General features: G+C 42.7%; 12 protein-coding genes and 2 pseudogenes. 8 read left to right on the top strand and 6 right to left on the bottom strand.

Going from position 1 to position 11,997, the window contains the following annotated elements:
• Positions 1-47 precede the first annotated feature (47 nt).
• Together QYF49_RS15485 and QYF49_RS15480 are read right to left on the bottom strand one after the other, a co-directional pair.
• Complete coding sequence (locus tag QYF49_RS15485; protein ID WP_290400516.1) at positions 48-521, bottom strand: DUF2690 domain-containing protein; 474 nt, start codon at positions 519-521, stop codon at positions 48-50.
• A 237-nt stretch (positions 522-758) separates the two neighbouring features.
• Entirely contained in the window at positions 759-1,409 is a 651-nt protein-coding gene (locus tag QYF49_RS15480; protein WP_290400515.1) for a GntR family transcriptional regulator, read from the bottom strand.
• 232 nt (positions 1,410-1,641) lie between these two features.
• On the opposite strand from QYF49_RS15480, the gene QYF49_RS15475 reads away from it, so the two are divergent.
• The 8 genes and pseudogenes from QYF49_RS15475 (at position 1,642) to QYF49_RS15440 (ending at position 9,301) form a co-directional block, all read left to right on the top strand.
• On the top strand, positions 1,642-2,874 hold the full coding sequence (locus QYF49_RS15475; protein WP_290400514.1) for a CaiB/BaiF CoA transferase family protein: 1,233 nt from the start codon (positions 1,642-1,644) through the stop codon (positions 2,872-2,874).
• Between the two features lie 18 nt (positions 2,875-2,892).
• The gene (locus QYF49_RS15470; RefSeq protein ID WP_290400513.1) at positions 2,893-3,807 is read left to right on the top strand and encodes a hydroxymethylglutaryl-CoA lyase; all 915 of its coding nucleotides are present in this window, start codon (positions 2,893-2,895) and stop codon (positions 3,805-3,807) included.
• Between the two features lie 73 nt (positions 3,808-3,880).
• Complete coding sequence (locus QYF49_RS15465; protein ID WP_290400512.1) at positions 3,881-5,188, top strand: CitMHS family transporter; 1,308 nt, start codon at positions 3,881-3,883, stop codon at positions 5,186-5,188.
• A gap of 28 nt (positions 5,189-5,216) precedes the next feature.
• Positions 5,217-5,668, top strand: a pseudogene (locus tag QYF49_RS15460) (CoA transferase).
• A gap of 24 nt (positions 5,669-5,692) precedes the next feature.
• The gene (locus QYF49_RS15455; RefSeq protein WP_290400511.1) at positions 5,693-6,559 is read left to right on the top strand and encodes an HpcH/HpaI aldolase/citrate lyase family protein; all 867 of its coding nucleotides are present in this window, start codon (positions 5,693-5,695) and stop codon (positions 6,557-6,559) included.
• A gap of 27 nt (positions 6,560-6,586) precedes the next feature.
• Entirely contained in the window at positions 6,587-7,939 is a 1,353-nt protein-coding gene (locus QYF49_RS15450) for an acyclic terpene utilization AtuA family protein (RefSeq protein ID WP_290400510.1), read from the top strand.
• A gap of 3 nt (positions 7,940-7,942) precedes the next feature.
• A complete protein-coding gene (locus QYF49_RS15445; RefSeq protein WP_290400509.1) occupies positions 7,943-8,254 on the top strand; it encodes an AtuA-related protein in 312 nt (103 codons plus the stop codon).
• A 105-nt stretch (positions 8,255-8,359) separates the two neighbouring features.
• Positions 8,360-9,301, top strand: a complete 942-nt coding sequence (locus QYF49_RS15440; RefSeq protein ID WP_290400508.1) for a D-2-hydroxyacid dehydrogenase — start codon at positions 8,360-8,362, stop codon at positions 9,299-9,301.
• Positions 9,302-9,381: 80 nt separating this feature from the next.
• Here the strand turns inward: QYF49_RS15440 and QYF49_RS15435 are convergent, their stop codons facing one another.
• From QYF49_RS15435 to QYF49_RS15420, 4 genes and pseudogenes are all read right to left on the bottom strand, one after another.
• On the bottom strand, positions 9,382-9,819 hold the full coding sequence (locus tag QYF49_RS15435; RefSeq protein ID WP_290400507.1) for a YndM family protein: 438 nt from the start codon (positions 9,817-9,819) through the stop codon (positions 9,382-9,384).
• A gap of 348 nt (positions 9,820-10,167) precedes the next feature.
• Positions 10,168-11,388: an MFS transporter gene (locus QYF49_RS15430; RefSeq protein ID WP_290400506.1), complete on the bottom strand. Its 1,221-nt coding sequence runs from the start codon at positions 11,386-11,388 to the stop codon at positions 10,168-10,170.
• Positions 11,389-11,659: 271 nt separating this feature from the next.
• Positions 11,660-11,770: pseudogene (locus QYF49_RS26015) on the bottom strand (spore germination protein); the annotation flags it as partial.
• A 59-nt stretch (positions 11,771-11,829) separates the two neighbouring features.
• Positions 11,830-11,973 carry a hypothetical protein gene (locus tag QYF49_RS15420; RefSeq protein ID WP_290400505.1) on the bottom strand — a complete coding sequence of 48 codons (144 nt, stop codon included), beginning with the start codon at positions 11,971-11,973 and terminating at the stop codon, positions 11,830-11,832.
• Between the last annotated feature and the right edge of the window lie 24 nt (positions 11,974-11,997).

Here is an 11,997-nt window from a genome sequence, read left to right as displayed (position 1 = left end):
AAAAAATCCTTTGATCTTTTTCCTCAACAAAAATCATCCTTTCTTTTTTAATACCAATCTGTCTCTCCACGGGTATACGGCCAAAATCCAACTGCCTTTGCTTTCCGGGGATCCAAGTCATATACCATAGGGGTGTAACAGGAAGTCTGCCCTTTGTTGATTTCTCCGTTACCGCCAGCATTGTGGCACCCATACTGTTTATTATCTGTATTTCGTACGACCAAGGCAGTGGCTTCACCATCTGTTTTGGCTGGTCTGCTCAAAGTGATCTTGGCCCACGCTGTCTTGCATGTGGTGCTGAATCTCAATTGCAGGGTGGCATAAGAGCCATCAGGATTGGTGATCTTCAAGGATTTTTTCGTCACACCAGAGTCATCGCAATTGTTGTAGGAAGGGGCTTTACCGTCATAGGTGTGTGTCTCCGCTATAGCTTTGCTCGTAAAGCCCCCTGGGGCGACGAGGAATGTAATACTTAAAAAGGCAACAAAGATGCAGGATGTTACTTTTTTAATCAGTCTCAACCTTATCCATCCTCCCGTTTTTTTATTCCACCCTAGACTAACGCGGTTGGAATAATATGTTAAGTGCAATTTATCCCAAAAAATTCTAGTTTTTCGAAAGTAAAATCAGCAGATAGTCGGAGAATGAATCAGGCAGAAAGTAACTGATGAAACAGGATGAGTGCAATAATGCAAAATCCCTGATCCGTTTAGGATCAGGGATTTTGTTCACTAATAACCGCGTGCCAGGCACCTGGATTATTTTAAAGCGTTTTGAATCGTTTCAAAGCTCTTTTCAATATGTGAAAGCATTTCCTGTTCGGCTTTACTGGCATTTCGTTCCTTCATCGCCAAATAAATCCGTTCGTGATCATCAACAAAATCTGAGAAGTTCTTAAAATGATTTTTTAAAACATTATTCCTGATATAAAGCGTTTTTGTTTTGATCACATCGCATAATTGGATGAGCTGTTTATTATCGGAGGCGATGTCAATCATATCGTGAAATTTTTGATTTAGATTGGTAAGGGTTTGTGCATCATTTAATTTTACAGCCTTTTTTGATTCCTCAAGAACAAAGCCGAGCTCATTCAGCTGCTCGTCCTGTATATGAGCAGTTGCCAATTTGACGGCAAGAGACTCGAGACTTTTCCTGCATTCATATACATCCACTATATCTTGAACACTAGGATTATAAACAAATATGACATTATTTTCCCGTGTGAGCAAACCATCTTTTAACAGCATCTGGAAGGCTTCCCGAACGGTTCCTCTGCTGACGCCAAGCTGTACGGCGACCTTCGTCTCAACCAATCGTTCTCCAGGTCGGAATTCACTATCCATGATCATTGCTTTTAAGATCGTATACACCTGACTATGCAAAAGTTCTGTTTTTTGTATTTCCCTCAATTCAAGACCTCCTATAAAACATAAGTTCAAGTCGTTATTTTCTGTCTAATTAATAGTTTACAACAACTCAAGGAGTTTGTGAAAGAATTTCGTCAACGGTTAACCGTTGACAAAGAAAACATAGATAATTATTATTATAATTATCAGAATTTTGGAAACAGATAACAAGTTCGCTTATGCGTACGTAAAGCGCTTACATCATTCGGGGCTAATCTACTAAATGGGGTGGAGTATGATGGATAAACAAAAGATCGGGCCGTTAAACGGGCTGAAGGTTTTGGAAATCGGCAGTTTAATAGCGGGGCCGTTCGCCGGAAGATTATTGGCGGATTTCGGTGCTGAGGTTATTAAAGTTGAGCCGCCAGGAAAGGGGGATCCCATTCGGAAATGGAGAATGCTGCATGAGGGGACTTCTTTATGGTGGTATGTGCAGTCCAGGAATAAGAAAAGCATCTCTTTAGATCTTCGAAAGGAAGAAGCGCAGGAAATCATTCGAGAGCTTGCTAAAGAGATCGATATTATTATTGAAAACTTTAAACCTGGCACGCTGGAAAAGTGGGGCATTGGTTATGAGGACTTAAAGAAATATAATCCCTCTATCATTATGGTTCGTGTTTCAGGTTATGGCCAGGATGGCCCATACCGGAATAAACCGGGCTTTGGCAGTATTGGGGAAGCAATGGGAGGAATTCGGTATTTAACCGGGTATCCTGATCGTCCTCCGACAAGAGTAGGAATCAGTTTAGGAGATTCTGTAACTGCTCTCTATGCCGTTATGGGAGCTTTAATGGCTGTCTATCATAGAGATCAAACCGGAGAAGGGCAATGTGTGGATGTCGCACTTTACGAGGCGATCTACAGCTTGATGGAAAGTGCTGTCCCAGAGTATGACCAATACGGAGTGATCCGTGAAAGAACGGGCAGTACTCTGCCAGGAATAGCACCTTCCAATACATACCTTTGCAAAGACGGAAAGTACGTTGTTATCGGAGCAAATGGGGATGGCATCTTTAAAAGGCTGATGGAAGCCATCAATCGAGAAGATTTGCGAGATGATCCTGATTATGCTTTCAATCATGGACGAGTACAGAAGGCGGAGTACCTCGATAAAGTTATCGGTGGCTGGACAATACAGCATAACTTAAAGGATGCACTAAAAATATTGGATGAATACAACATACCTGCCGGCTCCATCTATAGTGTGGAAGATATGATGCAAGATCCGCACTTTATTGCTCGTAAAATGATTTGCGAGCTGGATGTAGAAGGGCTGGGAAAACTTAAGGTTCCTGGTATTGTTCCAAAAATGAGCAAGACACCTGGAAAGATTAACTGGCCCGGTCCTAAGCTTGGAGAACATACGGAAGAAGTTTTAAAAGAAAAGCTGGGTATCACAAAGACCCGATATGAAGAATGGCAAGAGAAAGGAATCATTATCAATAACGAAACAGGAATTCTGAAATGACAGGAAGGAGAGCAGCTGATGAATTTACCGAAACGTGTAGAAATCATTGAATCGGGACCGCGGGATGGCATCCAAAATGAAAATACGTTTATCCCGACCGAAAAGAAACTGCAGCTTATTCACGCCTTAGGAAAGACGGGGATCAGAAGGATGGAGGCCACCTCGTTTGTTTCGCCAAAGCATGTGCCGCAAATGGCAGACGCCGATAGGGTCTATCGAAACATCGATCAACAGCCAGATGTGCAATACCTGGTCCTTATTCCGAACAAAAAAGGATTTGAACGGGCAAGAGATGCGGGAGCTAAAAATCTTGCTCTTGTTGCCGGGGCAAGCGAGACGTTTAACAAGAAGAATGTTCGGATGTCCGTAGAAGAATCACTTCACCAGCTATCATTAGTAGTAGAAGAGGCAAAAAGCGAGAACATGTTTGTAAGATTCAGTATCGCTACCGCCTTTCACTGCCCGTATGAAGGTCTTGTGGCAGAAGAAAAAACATTGAATATCGTGAAGAGATTGGGAACGTTAGAGGTAGATGAAATTGTTTTATGCGATACGATCGGCCGTGCGAATCCAAACCAGGTCTATCAGTTATTTTCAAAAACATTAGACCTCGGCACAAAGGGTAAAGTTACAGCACACTTCCATGATACATACGGATTTTCCAAAGCGAATTCATTCGCTGCTTTGCAGGCTGGAATTACCTCTTTCGATACTGCCATTGGCGGTCTCGGGGGGTGCCCATTTGCACCAGGTGCTGCAGGAAATGATTCGACCGAAGACTTTGTATTTATGCTTAATGAAATGGGCATTGAAACAGGCATTGATTTTGACAGGCTGATGGATTGCGTAAGTCAGGTTAAAGAAATGACGGAACGGAGGCTTACAGGCCACCTGCAGCAGGTGAGAGGAGGGAATATGGAACAGAGGGTGTAGGAGACGTGGTTTAAGCGTCTATCAAGGAATTGTAACCGCTTTCTAATCAATGGATATTAAGGGGGTTTAGGGAATGGCTATTTTAGGTTTTTTAATGATTGCTACGTTTCTTTATTTGGTCATGACGAAACGAATTTCAGTATTAATTGCTTTCGCACTCGTGCCGGTTGTCTTTGGCCTGATCGGAGGCTTTCGGCTTGAAATGGGACAAATGATGCTTGAAGGCGTCCAGAAAGTAACACCGACGGGCATCATGATCGGCTTTTCTATCTTATATTTTGGATTGATGATTGACCGAGGATTGTTTGATCCGATGATCTCCCGTTTGATTCGATTCGCAAAAGGAGATCCGCTCAAAATCGTGATGGCCTCTGCTGTCATTACGTTAATCGTGGCTTTAGACGGTGATGGTTCTGCGACGTTTATGATTACAATCACTGCTTTGCTCCCTGTTTATAAAAGGCTGGGCATGAATCCTCTTATCCTGGCGAGTACCGTGGCCCTTGGTGCAGGAGTCATGAACATCATCCCTTGGGGAGGACCGCTGGCAAGAGCCATGGTCTCACTGGATGCCTCTTCTTCACAACTGTTTAATCCGATTATTCCCTCCATGCTTGCAGGTATGGCCTGGGTTGTGTTTGTTTCGTACGTACTTGGAAAAAAAGAGCGAAAACGTCTTGGAGTTGTTCAATGGACGAATCATCAGGGGAAAAATGCGGAAGAAGAGACAGCGGCCGCTTTGGACATGCCGGCAACTCGCCTGCCAAAAATGTTCTGGTTCAATCTTATTCTAACAGTTGTTCTTATAACGGTTTTAATCATGGAAATAATGCCGGTACCTGTCTTGTTTATCCTTGCGTTTGCCCTTGCTTTAATCGTGAATTTCCCTGATGTTAAAAGACAGAATGAACAGATCGCCGCACATGCAAAAAGCATGGTAATGGTGTGCTTTACCATTTTTGCAGCCGGTATTTTCACAGGTGTCCTTTCAGGTACAAAAATGCTCGATGCCATGGCCGTGTCTATGGTCTCTATCATACCGGATTGGATGGGTCCGCACCTGCCGACTTTAATAGCCGTCATTAGTATGCCGTTAAGCTTAATTTTCTCCCCAGATGCCTTTTATTATGGAGTGCTTCCGATCCTTAGCGAATCAGCCGCCTCTTTCGGTATTGATCCTTTAGACATCGGCCGAGCCGCATTACTCGGAAACGCAACAACAGGGTTTCCGTTAAGCCCATTAAATCCATCGGTCTTTGTTCTGCTAGGGTTGTGTAAGGTGGATCTCGGTGACCTTCAAAAGAGTATTTTCTTCTGGGCATTTGGGACGACGATCGTTATGACGGTTGTTGCGCTTATAACCGGAGCTATTTCTTTCTAAATTTCATTGAATAGGAGGGAGAATATACATGCTGCCGTTAGGAGGAATAACAGTTGTTACGCTGGAGCAGGCCGTAGCGGCGCCTTTTGCTTCCAGACAACTGGCGGATTTAGGGGCACGAGTCATAAAAGTTGAGCGGCCGGTCACCGGGGATTTTGCCCGTCATTATGATTCAGCCGCCAAGGGCATGTCCAGCCACTTTGTCTGGCTCAATCGCTCAAAAGAGTCAATCACACTTGATTTGCAGCAGCAAGAAGGAAAATGTATATTGGAAAAAATTCTATCGGAAGCGGATGTTTTTATTCAGAATCTAAAACCTGGGGCAGTTGACCGGCTTGGGTTGGTTCCGATGTTTTAAAGGAAAAGTATCCGCATCTCATCATCTGTGGAATTTCGGGGTATGGAACGTATGGATCGTATAAAGATAAAAAAGCGTATGACCTTCTTATTGATAATTATCGGACAATAGGAGTTTTGTAAGAGCTTAAGAGAGTGGTGATGTGATTGAATGGATATCGAACATGGATGTTTGTTCCAGGGTCGGATGAAAAGAAATTACAGAAGGCAGGCAGCTTGAGTGCTGATGTGCTCATTTTTGATTTGGAGGATGCTGTGTCTCCAAATGAAAAAGAAATGGCCAGGTCAAGAGTGAGAAAAGCAATCGCTCTTCATAAACAAAAAGTGAATTTTGTAAGAGTGAACAGCTGCCACTCTCCTTACTTTTATGAGGATCTGACGAGTATGGTAACTGCGGGTGTATCAGGGATTGTCTTGCCAAAGGCAGAAACGAGCGAACAAATCCTTTTTCTTGACCGCATGATCAGCGAATTAGAAGCAAATAGGAACATGGATACACCCGATATTAAAATTGTTCCTCTTATCGAATCCGCTTTAGGGCTGCATCAAGCCTTTGAAATCGCGTCAGCAAGCCCTCGTGTATTACGGATGGCGTTTGGATCCGTGGATTTCGCATTGGATATCCAGGCGGATCTGACGAAAGACGGATTAGAGCTGCTTTATGCACGGTCCCAAATCGTGATAGCATCCAAGGCGGCCCGCATAGAAGCTCCAATTGACACGGTGTACGTTGATATAAGAGACAGCGAAGGGTTTTTGAAAGAAACGACATTGATCAAACAGCTGGGCTTTCAGGGAAAACTGGTTATTCATCCTGACCAGATAGAGCTGGTTAACCAGGTCTTTGTTCCAACACAAGAAGAGATAGAAGACGCGGAAAGATTAGTGAAAGCCTTTGAACATTCATTAGAAAACGGCTCCGGTGTTTTGCAGCTGGACGGTAAAATGGTGGATTTGCCAGTTGTGGATCGGGCCAGAAGGATACTGAGATTAGCAGGGGTCCTTTCTTCTTAAGCGGACAAACGGATGGGAGAGAAGAACGTGAGGACGATACGGATTGGTGCAGGTGCAGGCTATGCCGGCGACCGGATTGAGCCTGCCGTAGAATTAATGAAAAACGGCCGTTTGGATTATATCATTTTTGAGTGTCTGGCTGAACGAACCATTGCCTTAGCTCAACAAGAAAAATTGAAGGATACAGAAAAGGGCTTCAATCCATTGCTGGAGTATCGAATGGATAAAATATTGCCCTTGTGTGCTAAAAACCCTATTAAAGTGATTACGAATATGGGTGCTGCCAATCCCGTTTCAGCAGCGAAAGCAATCAAAGCAATGGCACAGGAACGGGGAATCCGCGGCCTCAAAATTGCTGCAGTTACAGGAGATGACGTGTATTCGAACATCGGGCAGTATTTGGAGCTAACCGTGATGGAAACTGGGAAGAAGCTGAAAGAAATCCAAACATCCATTATTTCCGCGAATGCCTATATCGGCATGGAGGGAATTGTTAGGGCTTTAAAAGAAAATGCGGATATCGTGATAACTGGGCGGGTCTCTGATCCTTCACTAACGGTCGGCCCGTTGATGCATGAATTCGGCTGGGAGCCTGCAGATTACGAACGGCTGGGTAAAGCGACGGCAGCAGGCCATCTACTGGAATGTGGAGCCCAGGTAACTGGAGGATATTTTGCCGATCCTGGCTATAAAGAAGTGGAAGGCCTATGGAATGTCGGTTTTCCTATCACTGAAATCAATGAGAATGGGGATATTACTTTAAGTAAACTTCCTGAGGCAGGCGGGGTTGTTTCTACTGCGACAGTAAAGGAACAAATCGTGTATGAAATTCATGATCCGGCGATGTATTTAACCCCTGATGTGATCGCGGATTTCTCCCAAATTGAAGTGGACGAGACGTCTCCTGATCATGTTTTGGTCACGGGAGCGACAGGAACAAGAAAAAGCGGCTTTTATAAAACAAGCGTAGGATATCAGGACGGTTACATTGTAGAAGCCGAAATCAGCTATGGGGGTTCAGGCTGTTTTCATCGAGCAAAGCTGGCTGAGGAAATCATAAGGAAAAGGATCGAACACTCGAATATTCACATGAAGGATTTTACCATTGATTTTATCGGCGTTTCCTCATTGTACGGGGAGTCTATATCAAAATCATTGAATCCGAACAACTTGCCTTCAGAGGTTCGGTTACGAATTGCGGCAAGGACCAGCGAACAGAAGGATGCCCTGGCAATAGGACAAGAAGTAGAAGCCCTCTATACGAATGGACCAGCAGGAGGCGGGGGAGTAAGGGTCAACATTGAGGATATCGTTTCCATTGCCTCAATACTCATCCCGGAAAGTGATATACATATCGACGTTCTTTGCGAGGAGGTGTAATTGTTGAAACTAAAGGAAATTGCCCATTCCAGAACAGGTGATAAAGGAAATATCTCGAATGTTTCTGTCATCGTCTATGAAATGGGTGATTATGAGAAGGTGAAAAATACTGTAACCGCGGATCGGGTAAAAGAGTATTTTCAGGAAATTGTGAAGGGAGACGTGAAACGATATGAACTCCCTAAGATCGGAGCTCTAAATTTCGTTATGGAAAACGCATTAGGCGGGGGTGTAACTCGCTCCCTTGCCATCGATCGCCATGGGAAAAGTTTGAGTTCAGCTCTGATGGATATGGAAATCGATCTGCCTGATTGAAATGGAAGGAGGTAAACATCCCTGTATTGACAGGGGTGTTTTAAACATGCTGAAGACTTTTTGGATTATAATGAAGTGATTCAGTTCCTTTTAGTAAAAAGAGAGGTGAGAAAAATAAAAATTAATAATTTACTAGTCGTAAGCCCCATGTACAACAAACTTAAGACGATTATTGATAAGGAGGAGCTTCATAAAAATTTTCGCTTTCTGCCTGAAGAGGAGATGACGCAGGAGGATTTGGTGTGGGCGGATGCTTATGCCTCCTTTAATTTGAAGTCCGATTATGACTACAGTTCACTTAAGTGGGTGCACTCCCTGGGAGCGGGTGTTGACTGTTTTTTATACAAAAAACAGTGGAACGAAGATGTCTTATTAACCAGAACGATTTGTTCCTTTGGACAAAGAATTGCCGAATATTGCTTGAGCTACATACTTAAGGATTTACAGTTACATGACCCCTTTCAAAAATTAAAGAATCAAAAAAAATGGCATCCCTTGACACCTGGATTATTAAATACACAAAAAATCATGGTATATGGAACTGGTGAGATCGGCCAAACGGCTGCGAAGATTTTCTCAGGATTAGGGATGGAAGTATATGGGGTGTCGTTAACAGGGAAGAACAAAGAATATTTTGAAGAGGTCTTGACTGTAGCTTCTCATTTCTCGCGGTTACAAGAAATGAACTATGTCATTAATACGTTACCCCTGACGGACCAAACAGCCCATTTCTTTGATGGACGAATCTTTCATCATTTAACTGATGCAGGTTTTATAAACGTAGGAAGAGGTGCATCGGTTGATGATCATGCGCTGATTCAGGCTTTAAATCAAGGTCAAGTCAGTTTTGCTGTGCTCGATGTATTTAATCATGAGCCCCTGCCAGAAGACCACCCATTTTGGCATCATCCCGATGTTCATATCACCCCCCATATCTCAGCAGTCACCACACCTGAGGAGGGCGCAGCCTGTTATGTGGAAACACTTAAAAGAATCGAAGGTAACAGGGTGCTTCAGAATAAGGTGGATTTTAAAAGAGGGTATTAAAAAATCTTGCCAAAACTGGACAGCAGGTAAGGGAAGGAAAAAGGCCAGCTTCGAATGCCGGCCTTTTTCTTATACAACGATTATTCCTTGTCTCTATTTTCTGGTCGAGTATGTGGACTGATTTCTTCTGATGCTTCTGTCTGAAATTGCATTCTATTAGGAGCATCAGAGCTGTTTTTTAGTACCTCTCTAGAAACATATTTATGGTAAAAATATTCAACAATTGCGATTCCTAAAGAGGCAATAAAGGAATTAAAAAACGTGTTTTCTTGATACGTCATCGTTTCACTCATACTCCAAATAACAGCAAAAGCTAATACAAAATCAGATACAGTTGCCACCGTATTATTTGTCCTGGGCAATATTGTTAAATCACCCAAAGCGTAAGCCACTACTGTTAAAACGAGAGAAATGGTAAATATATCCCGAAAAGATACATCATCTACGAATCCTAAGACAATGTACAAAATAGCAAAACTTGCAATGAATTTTATTAATAATGCTCTAAGATGTCTCAAATGGTTCACCCCCTTATGGAATTATTATCCCTTCTCCTTTTATATGTAATACATGAATTGTTAAATTTACATAGCTTTAAACGAACGTGATTTCTTCAATAATACATCTATAATCCCAAGATATTGATGAAAAACCATGGAAATGGGTGTTATAAAAAATCTGTAATTTCGAGTGCTGTCTTTTTTTAACAGTTCTTCTACGTTGCATAAACTACGTTGGATAGAGAAATGCCATTTTTATTAATAAAAAAAGACAGAGGTATTTCTCTGTCTTTTTTACTTGCGTATTGCTGTTACAGGCCCATCTAGCTGAAGGGGCAGGATTAAAAAAATTGTAACCTATTACACCTATACCGAGGTAGAGGTGCTTCTGAATTTTTCGTGCCTTTTAGTACTTGTATTCTTCCAATTCGACTTCCATGCGATTGCCATAGCGATCAGGAGGAAGATTCCCGTTATGAGAAAGACAGTATGGATCGTGAAAACTCCACCGATAAAACCTCCCAGGACGGGACCGAGCATCCCTCCGATCTGATTAGCGGTTTGATTGAGTCCGAAGGCTCTGCCTCTAAAGTCATCTGGTGTGAGTTTAACAACCAGACCATTTAATGCAGGAAAGACCGCGCAGAAGAAGATGCCGAAAATAAATCGTATGATGGAGAATCCCCATATATCGTGAAACAAAATCTGTGCTACCGTGCCAATTCCGCCGCCGCATAACCCAATAATCAAAATCGTGCGGAACCCGATTTTATCTGCTAATCTACCCCAGAACGCTCCAAATAAAATACTTGCAATACCAGGCAGTGAAAAGATCACACCTGCCAGGAATGAAATATTCTCGACAGAGCCGCCTAATTTTTTTATGTATAAAGGCAGGACAGGCTCAATGGTCATTAGCGAGCAAACAGTCACCATCGTTAATAACAGGACCAACATAAATGGGCGGTTAGCTCTCGCTGTACGTATATCATTAATGACCGATCCTCTCGTTGTACATGGGGTGAAATTATCCTCAGTTACCATATAGATGACGAGAATCGTTGATAATAGCACCAATAGTCCTCCGCTGGCAAACGACCAGCGGTTTCCGACTAACGTGGAAATACCGCCACCGAGCAGAGGTCCAATGATACCGCCAGAAGCCGTTGCTGTTGATATCATGGCCAGTGCATAACCTACATTCTTCTTTGGTGTATTCGTACCAATTAGAGCGATGGCTCCTGGAATGAATCCCGTCAGAAGCCCCTGCATGATCCGCAAAAGCAGCAATTCATAGGGATTGTTCACAAAGGCGGTAAGCGTATAGATGACAAAAAGAGAAAAACCAGCTCTAATGATCATCGGCTTTCTTCCATATTTGTCCGCTAACATGCCCCAATAAGGTGAGGAGATGGCACCTGCCAAAAATGCTGCACTGAATAATACTCCAGCCCAAATTTCAGTGTGCTGGTGGACACCGATCTGTAGAAGAAACAGAGGCAAAAAGGGGATAACCATAGAATAACTGGCCGAAGTGAAAAAAACTCCGATCCATAAAACCCACATATTTCTCTTCCATCGTTCCATCCGTCATCACTTCCTTACAATTTTCATGTAGGTTAATATTTAGCAATTATAACATTAAAGATAGTGGAATAATGGAAAGAATTGAGTGTTTTCCAAAAATGGGGTGGAACAAAAAAAGACGGATGATGCTCCGTCATTTCGCTCTTCTCCTTTCGACGAAAAATCAATGAAGCAATAAGGAAGAGGAAAGGGACAAAGAAAGTGAGGTCACAGAACTAAAGGACACATACTTGGAAAAGGTAGCGATCTCGTACGTTCCATTAGGGATTAAAGCAATAAGAAAGGGCGGAAAGGTCAATAATCGTATGGTTGTACTCATCTCATACGAAGGGATCGTGAATGAGGATATTGCTGTAACAGCAATGACGATAACCATAATATTTGGAGGCAGCTTAGGTGTAGATCGGGAGAGAACAATGGCCATAACCCCAATGAAGTTGGCTATTCTTTAATACCTTCTAGCCATTCAGTGTAGCAAACCGCACATAATGGTTCCATTTGTTCATCACCATCTCTTAAAAATGAAACGGTATAGTGTTTTCCTTCTTCGAATTCGTGGTCACAATAAAAACATTTTTCTTTCATAAGATTGATCTCCTACGGGTTAAT

The organism is Fictibacillus terranigra (genome assembly GCF_030412265.1).
Lineage (GTDB): Bacteria > Bacillota > Bacilli > Bacillales > Fictibacillaceae > Fictibacillus_C > Fictibacillus_C terrinigri.
Note: the sequence above shows the minus strand (reverse complement) of the source record. Positions and strands in the feature narration are given on the sequence as shown.

What these genes read in the sequence shown, in the direction of transcription:
- QYF49_RS15475 (WP_290400514.1), top strand. Translation starts at nt 1,642, where the DNA reads ATGATGGATAAACAAAAGATCGGGCCGTTAAACGGGCTGAAGGTTTTG.
- QYF49_RS15470 (WP_290400513.1), top strand. Translation starts at nt 2,893, where the DNA reads ATGAATTTACCGAAACGTGTAGAAATCATTGAATCGGGACCGCGGGAT.
- QYF49_RS15465 (WP_290400512.1), top strand. Translation starts at nt 3,881, where the DNA reads ATGGCTATTTTAGGTTTTTTAATGATTGCTACGTTTCTTTATTTGGTC.
- QYF49_RS15430 (WP_290400506.1), bottom strand. Translation starts at nt 11,388, where the DNA reads ATGGAACGATGGAAGAGAAATATGTGGGTTTTATGGATCGGAGTTTTT.
- QYF49_RS15420 (WP_290400505.1), bottom strand. Translation starts at nt 11,973, where the DNA reads ATGAAAGAAAAATGTTTTTATTGTGACCACGAATTCGAAGAAGGAAAA.